Raw genomic sequence first — 17060 nt, forward strand, 5'->3', positions numbered from 1 at the left:
AAATTGAGGGTCATAACAAATGACCAATACTTCGACTACGCGGTAGTTGAATCTCGACTTCGCTCGATTACCGCGCAGTCGAAACTCAGTACAAGTGACCAATGACAAATGACCAATTTAGAGAATCCGATCGCCACCCCAGAGCGATCGCACAAGTCTATCTGTCAATTCCGAGCCAAACATCTGTGCGGCAAATTTATTACCTGGATCGCGTTCAGCACTGATACGGCGGAGCGCTAAATCACGAGCCGCTAAAGTTTCTCGTGCATCTTCTGGCACAGGTTCAGCTACATCTACCCAAGTTAACCAGCGATCGAGTGTTTCGCGTGCAACTGTACGAGTTAGTTCGAGAGTTTCAAAAGTAGGCGCGCCTGTGTAACACAAGCTAACAGGCGATTGAAATAGACGAATATAGGCACTTTTGCTGGTAAATACCTTGAGTTTAGAATCTGACTGTAACTTTAAGAATGTTTCATTAACTGGCTCATAGTAGCGATCGAGATATGCCAAATCAGTTAGAAGCTCAGTTCGAGCAATGTAATCTATATAAAATAAAATATTTCCATCTGGAAGTGTGCCAAACTCAAAGGCCAAATGAGGAACCTGAATATGGGACTTCAACCAAGTAGTGAGACGCATAGTCCCAAAGTTTGATTTTTCCGGGTTTCCCAACCACGAATGCACTAGCCAGTCAATTTCTTCCCCAGAAAAAGCAGTCAGCGAACCTTTCATGTTGCCATCAAGACTGCTATATTGCTGTAAATTTTCTACAGAAGGGTCTGGATGTAACTGAAAACGAGCCTCTAATTTTTGGCGGAGTTCCTTTGTAATCTCCCACAACTGCTCAAATACAGCTTTATTATCTAAATCAGTTGGTTGCTGAGTCATGGTTTGAGTTTGCAGTTTTTCTATAAACTTCATATTTAGTTTGACACTTTCCGGTATCTAATTCGTTACTGGTATCGAGCAACGCATTCATCGAACTCAAGACTGTGAGAAATAGTCCATCAACAAAGGGCGATCGAGCTATTGCTGCAACATCTTTTTTCACAGCATTGCAGCAATTTATCTCAGTCGATGATTCTTCATTTAGATGCTTTTGCTCTTAGCACAAGCTTCAGTGATAATACTGTAATTTTATGTAAAATTATTTTTTATATACTTAATTATAAAAATAAAAATAATTTTGTCGATAATTATAGACAAATTAGCAGAAAAACAAATATTAATAAGTTAATTGTTTGATTATAAATATACAAAATATGGCTTTTGATTTAGATAAAGCTTTTCAAATAGATATCGCTCAAATGAATTTGAAAAAAGCACATTCATTAGTATTTAGGTTACATGGTGAGCCGAAAATGCCTTTTGTCATTTGGCTGCTAGAGAATCCTAATAGCATAATGGCATTACCTGGAAAAATTAGTCTACTCCATCATGATTATATTCACATACTTTTAGATAGAGGGATTTCTTCACAAGATGAAGCTTTTGTCATAGGATTTACAATGGGTAATGACTTAAAGACTAATCAACTACATTTATTCATCTATCAATTCTTTGCTAAATTTATATATCCAGTTCCTTATAATTTTTCCAAGCTAGACTTTATGAGTTTTAAATTAGGATTTATCTATGGCAGAAAGATTAAAACTAAACAAATAAATGAAATTGACTTTGAAATTTACCAAAATGAAACCATAGAATTTTTGAGAAATTTCTTCGGTATCAATACTGATGATTCTCAAGTTATGCAAGAGGATTAATGGCGACAAGAACGAATTAAAATATATCTAAAAAAATAGTATTAAAATGCATCTACCTTATAAACTGAGATTTGCTTCTTCTCAACTAATAACTGTAACAGTACTGCTTACTCTGCTCTTATTCATTCCTCAAATTTGGCTCAACTTACAAGCATATTATAACTTCAATAGTATTACTAAAAATGAATTTAAACTTCAAAAACTAAGTGATGAAATTACTTATTTTGATGAAGTACTAACTATGTCAGCTCGTATGAATGCTGCTACAGGAAACACTATTTGGGAACAACGATATCGCCAATTTGAACCTAAGCTTGACATTGCTATTAAAGAATCAATTAAACTAGCTCCTCAAGCATATAAAAATGAAGATGCCAAGAAAATTGATGCTGCTAATCAGCGCCTAGTCACAATGGAATATCAATCTTTTGACTTAGTTAATAAAAATCAAAAAGAGACAGCACAACAAATACTTTTTAGCCATGAATATGAAACTCAGAAGCAAATTTATGCTGATGGGGTGATGAAAAGAAAGTATAATATCTCATTGGAATTACAGCATAAGGTTGATGAATATTATCAAAGAATCCTATGGGCAATTTCAGAGTCTATTATAAGTTTAGTAATGCTGATTCCGGCATGGCTTTTAGTATTGCATTTATTACAACAATACTTAAAAGCTAAAAAAATTGCTCAAGCCGCTTTAGAAGAAACGAATTGTCGGTTGGAAATGCAAGTTGCGGAGAGAACAGCAAAATTAAAACATAAAAATATTCAGCTACAAAATACACTGCAAGAATTGCAACACACTCAAGTACAACTTATTCAAACTGAAAAAATGTCTTCATTAGGTCAGCTAGTTGCTGGTGTTGCTCATGAAATCAATAATCCAGTTAATTTTATTTATGGTAATCTGATACATATTAGAGAATATAGTCAGCAATTACTAACTTTAATTAAACTGTATCAGCAGCACTGTTCTAGTAAGAAATCAGAAATAACTACTCTAATTAATGAGATAGATTTAGAGTTTATTGTTGATGATATGCCGAAAATCTTATCATCAATGGCAGTTGGTACTGAACGGATTCGTGAAATTGTACTAACTTTGCGTAACTTCTCGCGCCTTGATGAAGCAGAAATGAAATTTGTTGATATTCATGAAGGAATTAATAGTACCCTATTAATTTTACAGTATCGTTTCAAAGAAAATCATAAACAGCAAGAAATTGCAATTCTTAAAGATTATGGAAATTTGCCTCTTGTTGAATGTTATGCAGGAGGGTTAAATCAGGTATTTATGAATATCCTCAGTAACGCTATTGATGCTTTACATCAACGGGAATTAGAGTGTTTAAAAGGAGATATTGAAAGACAGCTTAATTCTATTATTATCCATACTCAAGTTAAAAATAAAGAATGCGTAATTATTAGTATAAAAGATAATGGTTTAGGAATAACTGAAGAAGATCAAACTAGATTATTTGACCCTTTCTTTACTACTAAACCTATAGGTAAAGGTACTGGCTTAGGATTATCTATTAGTTACGAAATTATAGTGGAAAAACATCAAGGAAAAATTAAGTGTATTTCTGTACCTGGTAAGGGTACAGAGTTTATCATTGAGATTCCTATCAAACAGACACGTTCAATAGTTACACATTGACAGAGAGCCATCTTTGCTATTTCAATTATTACTAATAGAAAATCCTCGACGCGTAGGTTTAACATTAGCTAACTCTACCTGAAAACTTACTTTGTCCATCATTTCCCCGCTTCTCGCTTCCAAAGCCCACTTACCAGGACGCAAATTCCAAAATAAAGAATTAGCTGAGTTTGTATCTAACTTTTCGCCGTTTAACCACCACTCCACTGGTGCAGATTTATTTCCCGCTAGCTTAAATTCGAGTTTTTGCTGCGTTTGTTCGCCAGGATAAACTAAAAATAAATCGCCATGATGGGGAGATAAAATTCTCAAACTGGCAGAAGTAAAATTTGATTGCTGTTGTTTTGCTAACCATTCATCATACTCTGGTGGCAAATTAAATTGATGCTCGCGTTCGTAATTACTTTTATCTTCAGGATAGAAATATTCCTGCACCACTGAGGTACAATCTGGGGTGGGTCGTAACCCAGAAATTGCACAAACAGGTAATTGCACTAAACCTTTTGGAGATGGAAAACCTGCTGGTTCTTGATGTTCGTGCAGATGTAACATAATTCGATTCCATAAAGGTGCTGCGCCCGTCACACCTGAAACTTGTCGCATCGGTTCGCCGTTGAAGTTGCCTACCCAAGTAGCGACGGTGTAATCTGTAGTGAAACCAACAGTCCAAGTATCCCGAAAATTGGAAGAAGTGCCAGTTTTAACAGCAACAGGAAAGGGTAAATTTAACACCGAGTTTACACCAAATGCTGTTGCACGAGCATAGCTGTCACTGAGTATATTGGTGATTAATTGCCATATTGTCGTTGAATTTTGGACTTCGACTTCGCTCAGTCGAACGATTTGAGATTTGGAATTTTGGATTGGGGAATCGGAAAATGTGCTTACTAAAGGAATCGCCTCTCCTTGTCGTGCTATGGTTAAGTATGCACGGGCTAATTCCCAAAGACTGACTTCGCCACTACCTAGAGTCAACCCCAAACCATAATGTTCTGGAGTTTGATTGAGGTGTTCAAATCCCAGTTGATGCAATCGTTCTAAGAAAGTTTCCACACCGACTTTTTCTAACACCTTTATTGCAGGTACATTTAAAGAATTTGCTAAAGCGATTCGTACCCGCACAGGGCCAAGAAATCTTTCGGTGTAATCTGTGGGGCTGTAAAGTTTCGCGCCGGGAATTGCATAATGGGCGGGTACATCTGCCAAAATGCTGTTTGGCCGAATTAAACCTTTTTCTAAAGCTAATTCATAGACAAAAGGCTTGAGGGTAGAACCTGGTTGACGTAGTGCTTGCACTCCATCATTGCGTCCCAGTTTGGCTTCATTAAAGTAATCAGGTGAACCGACATAAGCCAAAACTTCACCAGTGTGGTTATCAATCACCAACGCAGCAGCATCATGGACATTGTTAGCGGCTAGGGAAGAAATTACCTGTTGTACCTGTGCTTCGACAAACTGCTGCAAAGGGCGATTGATAGTCGTGCGGATGGGGGAATTTTGTTCTGTTTGCGTCTTATCAAACTGATTGGCTAACCAAAACAAAAAGTGTGGTGCGGCGATAATTCCCCCTTGGCGAGACTGAAACACAACCTTTTCGGTGTGTGTTCGGGTTGCGTTCGCTCCATTAATATACTTTTCCTGTACCATCCGATTAAGGACGTATTTTTGTCGCTGCTTCAGCCGTTCCCAATGTTCGTAAGGATTAAAATATGTGGGATTATTAGGAATAGCAGCTAACAAACTAGCTTGAGCAAGATTCAACTCACTAGCTGGAATGGAAAAATAAGTCCGCGCGGCGGCTTCCACACCATATATATTCCCGCCCATTGGTAGCCGATTGATATATGCAGCCAGAATTTCATCTTTGTTCATCCCTGCTGCTAACCGCCAAGCTAGCCAAATTTCACTTAGTTTACCAGAGAAGCTGCGCGGTACTGGATCTAACATTCGCGCTAACTGCATAGTAATAGTGGAAGCGCCGGAAACAATTCTTTTGGCGTGGATGGCTTCTTTGCTGGCGCGGATAATAGCTTTCATATCCAACGCCCCATGATGATAAAAGCTGCCATCTTCGGCGGCTAAAATAGCATGGATAAACTGGGGCGAAACCTGATTTAGGGGTACTACTGATGTATGTTCTTGGTCGCGGGTGAGCAATGTTCCTAATGGTAAACCATTGCGATCGCTAAATTGCATTGCCAACTGATTTTGGGCAATATCTGCGGCCCGAATGGGCGCAAAATAAGGGAGTAAGCGTACCAGCAGACAGATTAGCAGCACAGCTAAGATAACTTTACTAGTGTGCTTAAGTTTGAGTAGCGATCGTAAAATTAGTTTCATCAGGGAATCCCCTGTCCAAGAAAACCTACCTTAATCTTGACGCAGCGATTACATCTACATCAGTAAATATTTCAAATCCTTAATAATTAATTTTTACTAACTCAGCAGATGTAAATTAATGTTTGCGAAATTTAAATACTTCTTTATAGTTAAGAATTGTAGTCATTTTTGGAACAATAACACTAGATTAGTTATCTATGTAAATAAACAGACGTTACCTCCGCAGCTGGTGTAAAAATAACTAGTTATCTTGCGTCCTTTATTAATGTTGGCATTTCCGGCTCCATCAGGTAATGCAAGTCTTTATTTGCTATAGCGTGTAAATTTTTTATTTTTAATTACTAGAAAAATGATTATCAGAGTTTTAATGCGTTTCCAGCATAAAATAACCTATCGCGTTCTTAGGATTATTAGGAATTCGGTAAAAAAAATTAGGCGTTCTTCAAGCCGGAAGAGAACAATACAGTTTATCCTTCTCTTTACATTTATATTAGGGATGGCAGGGTGTAATTTTTTTGGTATCAACTCAAGTAAAGAACAACTCCCAGCAGTATCCCCACTCACACCACCAAAATTACCAGACTGGATTGAACAAATAAGTCCCATTGGAGATGCAAAACCCCTCAATCAAATCCGCATCCGTTTTAAAGAAGCTTTAATCCCAGTTGAAAGTCTTGATAGTCCAGAACAACAAAAATTATTACAAAAATTTGCTCTTTGGCCGCCTTTACCCGGACAATTTCGCTTTTTAACACCGCGTATGGTGGGATTCCAAGCTGAAAAAGCATTACCAATAGCGACAAGGTTTCAAGTTACTCTGAAAGCAGGTTTAGCCGATTTAAAAAATCATCGCCTAGACAAAGATTTACCTTGGACTTTCAACACTGAATCCATTAAATTAACTAATTTACCCGGTGTCAATCCCATAGAAAAGGCTGATATCGAACCAATTGATTTACAACAGAAGCTACAATTTACTTCTAATGTCGAGTTGGATTTAGCTTCTGTCAAAGAACATTTACAGCTAATTCCAGAAGGTCAAAAAAAGGGTATAGGTTTTAAAGTTGAATTAAACAAAGAAGAAAAACCAATAAAAAATGAAGAAGATCCTTTAGAAAAATTTGACCCTTCAGCACGCAATTGGATTTATAATCTCATCCCACAGCAAAATTTAGAAAAAGCAACCAGTTATCGCCTGGTATTTTCTCCAGGAATACGTCCTGCTTATGGCAATCTAGCGACAGAAAAAGAATTTGCCAGTAAATTAGCAACTTATTCGCCTTTAGCATTTCAAAAAATTAACTATTACGGACAGCCAGATTCAGGCGGAACATTTGGACGATTTGTTAAAGGCAGTCCGCAGCTAGAATTTAATAATATTTTATTAGCAGATTCAGCTAAAGAAAACATTACTATTAATCCAGCACCAAAAGAAATTTCGAGAATTTTGCAAGTTAATGATGAAGATAAAATTGTCGGGATTAATCCTTATGCACTAGAACCTGCCAAGACTTATACAATTACTATCGGCGAAAATCTCAAAGATAAGTTTGGGCAAACTTTGGGTAAACCCGTCACCCTTAAATATGATACTGGAGATTTAGCTGGAGATATCTGGGTACCATCAGATTTGAATATTTTCCCTACAAGTAAAGATTTACAGTTAAATATTAGTACGGGAAATCTGCCAGAATCCAAATACAAAGCAGCTTATCGAGTAGTTCAACCGACAGATTTAGTTTATTTTAATAATAGTAGTGATTTATTACCACAACCTTCTGAATGGCAAAGCTTTAAGGTATCGGGTAAGAAAAATCAATCAGTTGATATTGCTGTTCCTCTGCGGGAAAAAATAAATTCTACTACGGGGATGTTAGCTTATGGAGTCCAAGCCCGCACGAATAAATATCAGGAGAATGGGAAGGAACTGTGGCGCGAACCTACGACTTATGGCATGGTTGAATTGACAAATTTGGGCGTATTTACTCAGTGGTTTCCTGAGTCAGGGTTAATTCGTGTCAATCATCTTACAGATGGTTCGCCAGTTCAAGCGGCTGCTGTTGAAATTTATCAATCAAAATTACAAGCAAAATCTCGCCCAGAAGCTTTACCTTGTGCAACAGGTAAAACTGATGACAATGGAATTTTTAGAATTGCTCGTGAAGGATTACAGAAATGTTATTCTGGCAATGAAAGCTCTAGTAAATCACCACAGTTATTAGTAATTGCCCGTGAGAATCAAGATTGGGCATTTGCTAGAACTGAAGAATATAGCGGCGTTTATGGCTACGGCATTGATGCAGGTTGGCAAGATAAGAAGCCAGAATCACGCGGGGTAATTTTCTCGGATAGACAATTATATCAACCAGGCGAAAAGGCTTGGTTGACTGGTTTTGCAGACTATTTACAAAATGGTGCAATTCAGCAAGATAAAAATGCTGCTTACCAATTAACTTTGGTAAATCCCGATGGACAAAAAACCAGCTTAGGTACGCAAACCACAAATGAATTTGGCAGTTTTTCTCTGGAACTGCCAATTAAAACTACTCAGCACTTAGGCTACTATACAATCCAGGCGAAAGGTAAAAATGGACAAGAAATTTCTGGAGAGTTTCGGGTAGCTGAGTTTAAGCCACCCAACTTTAAAGCCGAACTTAACTTAGATAAAGAATTTGCTCTCATTGACGAAAAAGTTAATATTAATGCTACAAGCAATTATTTGTTTGGCGCACCTGTAGAAGGTGGAGAAGCAAAATATTTTATTACTCGCCAGCAGGCTGATTTTGTTCCTAAAGGTTGGGAGGGATTTAGTTTTGGTAGACAATGGTTATGGCCGGAGGAAACCCCTACTATATCTACTGATGTATTGCAAACTAATGCCCAACTAGATGCTAATGGTAAAAGTAGTCAAACTGTAAATGTGGCTAATGATTTACCATATCCGATGACTTACCAAGTAGATGTGCAAGTTGCAGATGTTTCTAATTTGTCTGTAGCGAATTCCAAAACATTTACAGCTTTACCGAGTAATCGCCTGATTGGATTAAAAAGTAATTTCATTGCTGATGCTGGTAAGGCTTTTCCTGTTGAAGTGATTGTTACTGACCCTACAGGAAAACCGATAACAGGTCAACGAGTAAGGGTGGAATTACAACAGATTAAATATAGCAGCGTTACCCAATTGGTGGAAGGTAGCCGAACTCCAAAAAATCAAGTTGAATATAAAACAGTAGGACAAACAGAAATTACATCTGCAAGTAATCCACAATCGGTAAATTTGACAGCACCAGAATCCGCTTCATATCGGATTAGAGTTAATTTTAGCGATGCTAAAGGTGAATTAAGTGCCACAGATTTACAAATTTGGGCAACTGGAGAAAATCCAGTATTTTGGGGTTCTAGAGAAGAAGATGTTTTAGAAGTTAAATTAGATAAAAAAGAGTTTAAACCTGGTGAAACTGCTACTGCACTAATTCAATCTCCCTATGCAGATGCAGAGTTGTACTTTGCTGTGATTAAAGATAAACCCCTTTATCAGCAGATTATCAAAGTTCAGGGAGGCGCACCACAAATACAGTTTCAAGTTACGCCAGAAATGCTGCCAAATGCAGCCATTGAAGCTGTATTAGTCAGACAAGGTAAACCCATAAATCAAGTAGAAGCGGGAAGTTTAGAAAACTTGGTGAAGATTGGTTTTACACCTTTTAAAGTTAATTTAGAAGATAAGTATTTAAAACTGCAAGTTAAGCCAGTGCAAGCATCATTAGAACCTGGTGCAGAGGAAACGGTACAACTAGAACTGAAGGACAATCAAGGAAACCCCGCCAAAGGACAGTTTACAGTGATGGTGGTAAACGAGGCGGTGTTACAACTTTCTGGTTATCGTCCGCCAGATTTGGTAGATACAGTTTATGCAGAACAGCCAATTTCTACGCGCTTTAGCGATAATCGCCCAGATGTCATATTACAAGCACAAGATGTAGCTAAACCGAAAGGTTGGGGTTATGGCGGTGGTTTTTCAACTGGTGCAGCCAATACTCGCACTCGCACCGATTTTCAAGCCTTAGCTTACTACAACGGTTCTGTCCTTACCGATGCAAATGGGAATGCACAGATAACCTTTAAATTACCGGATGACTTAACTACATGGCGGGTGATGGCTGTCGCCACTGATGGAAATCTGCGTTTTGGGAATGGGGACGCTACCTTTATCAGCACTAAGCCACTGCTAACTAATGCCATCTTGCCACAGTTTGCCCGTCCAGGCGATCGCATTCTCGCCGGTTTATCTGTAACTAACAACACTGAAAATACAGGAAATCTCTCAATAAATGGCGAACTTAGCGGTAATGTGAAGTTTGCTGACAAAAACTCCACAGCTACTTCTTTGCAAACCAAAGCTGAATCCGCAACTCACGCTTATCGTTTTCCCATGCTGGCGGATAGTGTGGGAACTGGTAAAGTTCGCTTTATGACTCAGTTAAATGGTACAGCCGCAGATGCTTTTGAAGTACCTTTGGAAATTAAGCCAATTGAAATTACCGAACAAGTTGTTGAATCTGGTGTCACTGAAAAACAGGTGAAGATTCCCTTAAATGTTGATAAAAATACCTTCCCTGATGCGGGAGGTTTAGATATTCAGTTGGCGAGTACTTTGATTCCAGAAATTAAAGCACCAGCAAAACAGACTGTAGAAGATGATGATTTACCATTTACAGAACCGGCGGCGAGTCAATTAATAATTGCTGCTAATTTGCAAATTATTGCACAGAAATATGGTCAGACATTTACAGAATTTAATCCTAGCCAACAGGCAAGTCAAGCAATTGAAAAATTACAAAAACTCCAAATAGCAGATGGTGGTTTTGCTGCTTTCCCTGGACAAGAAAAATCCGACCCTTGGGTTTCTTCTTATACGGGTGAATCTTTGGCTAAAGCTAGTCAGGTGTTCCCTAATTTAGTTGATTCTGCAATAGTGTCTCGCCTGAAAGCTTATTTACAAAAAGTTCTAGCAAACCCTGGAGAATACGACTTTTGCAAACAACTACTCTGTAAAAGGCAACTGCAACTTAATGCTTTAATCTCTTTAGCAGAATTAGGAGACAAACGCAATACTTTCCTCGCAGATATTTATGAACAGCGCAATAGCTTTGATGTAGCAACTCAAATTAAACTAGCGCGATACTTATCTCAATTCCCAGAATGGCAAGATGAATCTCAACAATTAGTGAACAAGCTGCAACAGAATATCTATGAAACTGGTCGCACAGCAGTTGTGAGTTTACCAACTAGTTGGGGATGGATGAGTTCATCTACTACGACGCAAGCGCAAGCTTTACGCTTATTTATTGCCAAACAAAGTAAACCCGAAGTTATAGATAAATTATTCCAAAGTCTTCTGGCATTGCGCCGGGATGGTACGTGGCAAACCAATTATAATAATGCCCAAGCTTTAACAGCTTTGGTAGATTATAGTCAACTGCAACCCACACCACCTAATTTTGTTGCCACAGTGGAATTAGCTGGTAATAAGTTAGGAGAAAATCAGTTTAATGGCTATCAAAATCCCAGCTTACAGCTAAATGTGCCGATGAATAAATTACCTCGTGGGCGTAATGATTTAACCCTGCAAAAATCAGGTAATGGCACTTTACACTATCTGGTTGCTTATAATTATCGCTTGCAAGGTAATCAACCAGGCAGGTTTAATGGTTTACGCATAACACGAGAAATTAGTCAAGTAAATAAAGAAAAAGTTTTGCAAAAAACAGGTCTTTATGCTTTCGATAAACCCTTGACTTTAGCCTCTGGACAAGTGTTTGATATTGGTTTAGAAATCATCGCCGATCGCCCCGTGGATCATTTGGTGATTAAAGATCCATTACCAGCAGGATTTGAGGCGGTGGATGCGAGTTTTCAAACTGCTACAGCTGCATTACAAGCAAAAGCCGATAGCTGGGAACTTGGTTTTAAGAATGTGTACCGCGATCGCATTATCGCCTACGCCGACCACCTGGAACCAGGAGTTTATAGCTTGCATTACTTAGTCCGTTCTGTGACACCTGGGACATTTTCTTGGCCTGGTGCGGAAGTTCACTTGCAATATGCACCAGAAGAATTTGGGCGTACTGCTGAGTCTACATTAATATTGGAAGATGGGAAATAATAATTGTACTTAATTGCATTTCTGCAACTGCAATTAAAGTACAATCAAACAAATCACAATAAGATTCAGTCTATTTAGCTTGGATAAACCCCAAGAGTTAGTATTAACTAAATTAGGAGAAGGACTACCCGCTATAACTCCATCTTTTGGAGCAGCTTTAGCAGAAGCTTGTGCGGTGTGTTTAGAGGATCGAGGTCATTTACAGGGTGTAGAACTCACAGTTAATGGAGACTTTACTACCACCTTCAGACTATATTGGCAAACCGTTACACAGCAAATGCTGCGCTGCTGGAATGATGAAGAGTTCACCACAGAACAAGCAGCCTATGGTATAGCCTTTATGCTCATTAGACAATTGACTCAGTTTACAGTGATTGAGCGATCGCGCAAAGGCACTGGATTTGATTATTGGTTAGGTAGCGAAGATGAAGCAGGTGAACTTCCATTTCAAAATCAAGTCAGACTGGAAGTTTCAGGTATACGTAAAGCAGATGATAGCAGAATTAGAGCTAGAGTCAAACAAAAAATCGAGCAAACTAATCCTTCCGATGGCGAATTTCCTGCCTACGTTATTATTGTTGAATTTAGCAGACCCCTATCTTTTATTGTGGAAAAATGAGTCAGATTCAGGAGTTGCATAAACAAGCGATGGATTTAGCCGAAGCAGCTTTTACTGCTAAACTCAGAGGAGACTTAAAGCAAGCTAGTCAAGTTTCTCGACAAGCTTTTGAAAAAGAATCTCAAGCTGCTGCATTGATTGCCAATCAACTTGATGCCGAACCAACTCGTTCAGTATTGCATCGTAGTGCTGCAACTCTTGCAATAGACTGTGGTGAATTTCAAGCAGCAGAACGTTTAATTGCGATCGCATTATCAGGAAATCCACCCCAAGAAATTGCCCAAGAACTAAAAGATTTATTCATTCAAATAAATTTGCGCCCATATTTAGAACGTCACGGGCTTACTTTTGATGAAGAAAAGTTGAGGAATCTGACGGTAGATTAACAGTCAAACTTAGCCAAAGAATTATTGTGTAGTATTGAGCTGCTGAGTCTACAGTGGTACTTAGTCATTCAGCTAACAGTCTAGACTTGTCTGATGAAGCTTTGCGCCGTGAGAATATCTATGACTATATGAACTTTTGTAACAAGAGCGATCGCACTACCGCTACTGAGACAAGAGAAGGCGATCGCATTATCGCCTACGCCGACCACCTGGAACCAGGAGTTTATAGCTTGCATTACTTAGTCCGTTCTGTGACACCTGGGACATTTTCTTGGCCTGGTGCAGAAGTTCACTTGCAATATGCACCAGAAGAATTTGGGCGCACTGCTGAGTCTACATTAATATTGGAGGATGGGAAGTAATTATTTATGCCATCTTTGGCTACAATAAATCTAAAAATCTTTCCAAATCTATACGGGCCTGCTTTAAAATCTTAGCTAGGGTGGAACGCTTAACTGGGCGGTGAGCTGGAACAGTTAATTTTAAGACTTCATCCGCTATGCTTTTTTCCAATCTAATGTGACTACCTCGCTGGCGTACAACTATCCATCCATCCCGTTCTAAAGCAGCGATAATCTGAGTGTAAGGTAAATTGGGAACTTTGCTCACAGTACCAATTCCCTGACTATTACGCCTTCTTGAGTAATCCATTCATCTTCCAATGGCTCAAGGTAAAGTTCTATTGCTTCTTGGATATTCTCTAATGCTTCTTCTAATGTTTCTCCTTCACTGATACAGCCAGGAAGTGAGGGAACATGGACGGTGTATCCGCCTTCGTCACTGGGTTCTAATACAACTCTGAGTTTCATAACTTGACAATAAAGTTACTTTTTTATTTTCAATGATTTATGGCGATCGCACTACCGCTACTGAGAGAAGAGAGGCGATAATGCCATCGCCTACGCCGACCACTTCAAACCAGGAGTTTATACCCTCTATTATTTAGTCCGTTCTGTGACTCCTAGTAAATTTTCTTGGCCTGGTGCCCAAGTTCACCTGCAATATGCGCCAGAAGAATTTGGGCGCACTGCTGAGTCTATATTAATACTGAAAAATAAAAAGTAATTATTGATACTATCTTTAGCTACAACAAGTCTAAAAATTTTTCCAAGTATATACTCAAATTTTAGCTAGGTAGAACGTTTAACTAGCCGATTTGGTTTTTATGAACGCAGGAAACACTCATATAATACGATTTCTTAACAAGCGTACTTAAGTAAAGACTACGTTTATTACATAGATATGTTGAAGTTAAAGTTAAAACAACAACAGTAAATTAGCTGGTTACAATTTAGCGTTAGCCTCAATACGATCTAACACAATACATCTAAAACCCTGATGTAGATGCGGGATTTATCGTGTCTTCAAAGACCAATTATCTACACACTCTTAACTAAACCAGCAATATCACAAATTAGACATTATTTGCTATTCAAATAGTGAGTTTTGAGCTAATGACTATCAAAAAAAATTGGTAATTGAACAACCAAAGCTTGGGCAGATTCCCTTCCCACAACAAAGTCGGAAAGTTACTTCTGCTTGAATATTAAACATTGAAAATCTGCACAATTAAAAATGCAACAAGTACTAGCATTGATTGAACAAAAAAAACAAGAATTTGCTCAAGTGCCATTGTTTAATTTTATGCAAGATAAAAGTATAAATCCCAGACAAAGGTTAGCTTGGGCACCATGTGCTGCTCATTTTGTTATGAATTTTGGAGAACTAAATAAGTATTTTTTGCGGGTAGAACCAACAAACGATCCAATTCAGACATTAATTAATAAGCATACTTATGAAGATGACCATCATTGGCTGTGGTTTCTGGAAGATTTGAAAAACTTAGAATTTGACAAAACCTTGCAATTTAGTGATGCATTGAAATTTCTTTGGAGTGAAGAAACTCAGAATGCTCGCTGGTTGAGCTATCAACTCTATCGATATACTTTGCAAGCTACTCCTATTCAAAAAATAATAGTCATTGAAGTTACCGAAGCAACAGGCAATATAATGTTTTCTGTAGCCGCAGAGATTGGCAAAGAACTTAAAGCAATTACCCAAAAACCATGCCGATATTTTGCAGATTTTCATTTGGATGTTGAAACTGGTCACATGATAGGTTCATCTGGAATAGAGCAATTGTTAGAAGATATTCAACTATCAGAAGCAGCCCAACAAGAAGCTTTGGAACTGGTTGAAAACTTATTTACAGTTTTTACCCAATTTACAAATAGTCTTTTGGTATATGCCAAAAACCATAAAGTTGAGCAACTATTAAAAGCTGTATAAATTAACGAACCAGCTTCTTGAAATTGACAACTAATACCTAATTAAAACCGTAAGGAGAAATTTTACTATGTCACACCATGTACAAAATGTTGTAATTGTCGGTGGTGGTTCAGCAGGTTGGATGACCGCAGCTTATTTGAGCAAAGCTTTGAAAAAAAATGTTCAGATTACCTTGGTAGAGTCTTCTAATATTACAAAAGTTGGAGTTGGCGAAGCAACTTTTAGTAGCATCAAGTCATTTTTTGATTTTCTGGGATTACAAGAGTATGAATGGATGCCAAAATGCAATGCTACTTATAAGATGGGGATTAAATTTGTTGATTGGAATTCAGATAGAAGACACTTTTACCATCCTTTTGAAAGATTTGATTTTATTGATGGATTCAGTATCTCTGAATGGTGGTTAAAACTTAAGAGTGCCAATGAGCCATTTGATTATTCCTGCTTCATGGCACCAACGCTGTGCGATCGTCAAAGGTCTCCGAGATATCTTAACGGTAAAATCTTTGATGACAGAGTAGAACATTTATTCTCAGAGAAACATTTTTCTGAAAAAAATCTTATAACACTTGCTGATGCTGAAGGGCAATATCCTTACGCCTACCATTTTGATGCGAATCTAATTGCTAGATTTTTGAAAGATTATTCAATACAGAGGGGCGTGAAACAAATTGTTGATGATGTGGTAGATGTAAATTTAACTGAGGATGGAAGCATAGATAGTCTCAACACTAACGAGCATGGCATTATCAGTGGAGACCTTTTCATTGACTGTAGTGGTTTCCGTGGTCTTTTGATTAACAAAGCTCTTGGTGAGCCATTCATTTCTTATTCAGAGTCGCTACTGTGCGATCGCGCGATCGCCATACAGATACCAAGCGATATTCAGAAAAATGGCATCAACCCTTACACAACTGCAACCGCTCTCTCATCAGGTTGGGTCTGGAATATACCTTTGTATGGCAGAGATGGTACAGGGTATGTTTATTCCAGCGCCTTCATCTCTGCACAGGAAGCAGAACAAGAATTTCGCCAGCATCTAGGAAATGTCGCTGATAATTGCAAAGCCTCTCATATCCAGATGAGGATTGGACGTAACAGAAACTCATGGGTGAAAAACTGTGTAGCAATAGGGCTTTCCAGTGGCTTTGTTGAACCATTGGAATCTACTGGGATATTTTTTATTCAGCATGGAATCGAAGAATTAGTCAATCACTTTCCAGGGAAGTCGTTCAATGAAGAGTTGATCCGCAACTATAATAGAGCGATCGCTAACTGTCTAGATGGTGTTCGGGACTTTTTGGTACTCCATTACCGTGCCAGCGATCGAGCAGATACAAAGTTTTGGCAAGCAACTAAGCAAGAAATTAAAGTTCCTACAGAACTGCAAGAAAAGTTAAAGTTGTGGAAAAGCAGATTACCAAATAAAAAGAATATCAATCCATATTTTCATGGGTTCGAGACATACTCTTATTCGGTAATGTTACTTGGACTCAATCATAAGCCTGAAGGTAGTTTACCTCTGCTGGAGCATCTTAACGACGAGAAGGCGCTAGCTAAATTTCAGGCAATCAAGGAAAAAGCTAATTACCTGAGCAAAAATCTACCCTCTCAATATGAATACTTAACTTATGTAATCAAGTCTCAAGAACACTCAGAATACCTCAGCGACAATCATTTTCCGACTTCATCAGTTAACGATAGCGGATATCAAATTCCTGTGCCAATTTAATATAGGACTTACGCAAACAATAGTCAAAACTGTGATTTTCTTCTTAGGGCAATTTATGAATTGCCCTTACCTCGTGTATTTTGGCGTAAGTCCGAT

Annotated in this window: 13 protein-coding genes and 1 pseudogene; 9 read left to right on the forward strand and 5 right to left on the reverse strand. The window is 38.2% G+C overall.

Features of this window, described 5'->3' with window-relative positions; genetic code table 11:
* Positions 1–117: 117 nt before the first annotated feature.
* Both NSTC731_RS20595 and NSTC731_RS20600 read right to left on the reverse strand, forming a co-directional pair.
* Entirely contained in the window at positions 118–888 is a 771-nt protein-coding gene (locus tag NSTC731_RS20595; RefSeq protein WP_445626561.1) for a red chlorophyll catabolite reductase, read from the reverse strand.
* Positions 869–1051, reverse strand: coding sequence for a hypothetical protein (locus NSTC731_RS20600; protein ID WP_445626562.1), 183 nt, complete (start codon positions 1049–1051; stop codon positions 869–871). Before NSTC731_RS20600 ends, NSTC731_RS20595 begins: the two co-directional genes overlap by 20 nt.
* A 211-nt stretch (positions 1052–1262) precedes the next feature.
* Between NSTC731_RS20600 and NSTC731_RS20605 the strand changes: the two genes are divergently transcribed.
* Both NSTC731_RS20605 and NSTC731_RS20610 read left to right on the forward strand, forming a co-directional pair.
* Entirely contained in the window at positions 1263–1766 is a 504-nt protein-coding gene (locus NSTC731_RS20605; protein ID WP_445626563.1) for a hypothetical protein, read from the forward strand.
* Between the two features lie 46 nt (positions 1767–1812).
* Positions 1813–3432, forward strand: coding sequence for a sensor histidine kinase (locus NSTC731_RS20610; protein WP_445626564.1), 1620 nt, complete (start codon positions 1813–1815; stop codon positions 3430–3432).
* Between the two features lie 21 nt (positions 3433–3453).
* Here NSTC731_RS20610 and pbpC read toward each other — a convergent pair whose 3' ends face one another.
* The gene (gene pbpC / locus NSTC731_RS20615; protein WP_445626565.1) at positions 3454–5772 is read right to left on the reverse strand and encodes a penicillin-binding protein 1C; all 2319 of its coding nucleotides are present in this window, start codon (positions 5770–5772) and stop codon (positions 3454–3456) included.
* A gap of 496 nt (positions 5773–6268) precedes the next feature.
* Between pbpC and NSTC731_RS20620 the strand changes: the two genes are divergently transcribed.
* The 4 genes from NSTC731_RS20620 (at position 6269) to NSTC731_RS20635 (ending at position 13305) form a co-directional block, all read left to right on the forward strand.
* Positions 6269–11938 carry an alpha-2-macroglobulin family protein gene (locus NSTC731_RS20620; RefSeq protein WP_445626566.1) on the forward strand — a complete coding sequence of 1890 codons (5670 nt, stop codon included), beginning with the start codon at positions 6269–6271 and terminating at the stop codon, positions 11936–11938.
* Between the two features lie 79 nt (positions 11939–12017).
* Entirely contained in the window at positions 12018–12557 is a 540-nt protein-coding gene (locus NSTC731_RS20625; RefSeq protein ID WP_445626567.1) for a hypothetical protein, read from the forward strand.
* Positions 12554–12943: a hypothetical protein gene (locus NSTC731_RS20630; protein ID WP_445626568.1), complete on the forward strand. Its 390-nt coding sequence runs from the start codon at positions 12554–12556 to the stop codon at positions 12941–12943. The genes NSTC731_RS20625 and NSTC731_RS20630 overlap by 4 nt, the downstream gene beginning before the upstream one ends.
* 53 nt (positions 12944–12996) lie before the next feature.
* Positions 12997–13305, forward strand: coding sequence for an alpha-2-macroglobulin family protein (locus NSTC731_RS20635; protein ID WP_445626569.1), 309 nt, complete (start codon positions 12997–12999; stop codon positions 13303–13305).
* A 19-nt stretch (positions 13306–13324) separates the two neighbouring features.
* Here NSTC731_RS20635 and NSTC731_RS20640 read toward each other — a convergent pair whose 3' ends face one another.
* Together NSTC731_RS20640 and NSTC731_RS20645 are read right to left on the reverse strand one after the other, a co-directional pair.
* The gene (locus NSTC731_RS20640) at positions 13325–13552 is read right to left on the reverse strand and encodes a type II toxin-antitoxin system HicA family toxin (protein WP_445626570.1); all 228 of its coding nucleotides are present in this window, start codon (positions 13550–13552) and stop codon (positions 13325–13327) included.
* Positions 13549–13752 carry a type II toxin-antitoxin system HicB family antitoxin gene (locus NSTC731_RS20645; protein ID WP_322672322.1) on the reverse strand — a complete coding sequence of 68 codons (204 nt, stop codon included), beginning with the start codon at positions 13750–13752 and terminating at the stop codon, positions 13549–13551. Before NSTC731_RS20645 ends, NSTC731_RS20640 begins: the two co-directional genes overlap by 4 nt.
* A gap of 76 nt (positions 13753–13828) precedes the next feature.
* On the opposite strand from NSTC731_RS20645, the pseudogene NSTC731_RS20650 reads away from it, so the two are divergent.
* The 3 genes and pseudogenes from NSTC731_RS20650 to NSTC731_RS20660 form a co-directional block, all read left to right on the forward strand.
* A pseudogene (locus NSTC731_RS20650) lies at positions 13829–14008 on the forward strand (alpha-2-macroglobulin family protein); the annotation flags it as partial.
* 510 nt (positions 14009–14518) lie between these two features.
* Positions 14519–15232: a hypothetical protein gene (locus tag NSTC731_RS20655; RefSeq protein ID WP_445626571.1), complete on the forward strand. Its 714-nt coding sequence runs from the start codon at positions 14519–14521 to the stop codon at positions 15230–15232.
* A 67-nt stretch (positions 15233–15299) separates the two neighbouring features.
* Positions 15300–16964: a tryptophan halogenase family protein gene (locus tag NSTC731_RS20660; protein WP_445626572.1), complete on the forward strand. Its 1665-nt coding sequence runs from the start codon at positions 15300–15302 to the stop codon at positions 16962–16964.
* Positions 16965–17060: the final 96 nt, after the last annotated feature.

This window comes from Nostoc sp. DSM 114167 (genome assembly GCF_052692655.1).

Excerpts from the sequence above, each read along its gene's own strand:
- NSTC731_RS20595 (WP_445626561.1), bottom strand. The coding sequence starts at position 888 with ATGACTCAGCAACCAACTGATTTAGATAATAAAGCTGTATTTGAGCAG.
- NSTC731_RS20605 (WP_445626563.1), top strand. The coding sequence starts at position 1,263 with ATGGCTTTTGATTTAGATAAAGCTTTTCAAATAGATATCGCTCAAATG.
- NSTC731_RS20610 (WP_445626564.1), top strand. The coding sequence starts at position 1,813 with ATGCATCTACCTTATAAACTGAGATTTGCTTCTTCTCAACTAATAACT.
- pbpC (WP_445626565.1), bottom strand. The coding sequence starts at position 5,772 with ATGAAACTAATTTTACGATCGCTACTCAAACTTAAGCACACTAGTAAA.
- NSTC731_RS20620 (WP_445626566.1), top strand. The coding sequence starts at position 6,269 with ATGGCAGGGTGTAATTTTTTTGGTATCAACTCAAGTAAAGAACAACTC.
- NSTC731_RS20630 (WP_445626568.1), top strand. The coding sequence starts at position 12,554 with ATGAGTCAGATTCAGGAGTTGCATAAACAAGCGATGGATTTAGCCGAA.
- NSTC731_RS20645 (WP_322672322.1), bottom strand. The coding sequence starts at position 13,752 with ATGAAACTCAGAGTTGTATTAGAACCCAGTGACGAAGGCGGATACACC.
- NSTC731_RS20655 (WP_445626571.1), top strand. The coding sequence starts at position 14,519 with ATGCAACAAGTACTAGCATTGATTGAACAAAAAAAACAAGAATTTGCT.
- NSTC731_RS20660 (WP_445626572.1), top strand. The coding sequence starts at position 15,300 with ATGTCACACCATGTACAAAATGTTGTAATTGTCGGTGGTGGTTCAGCA.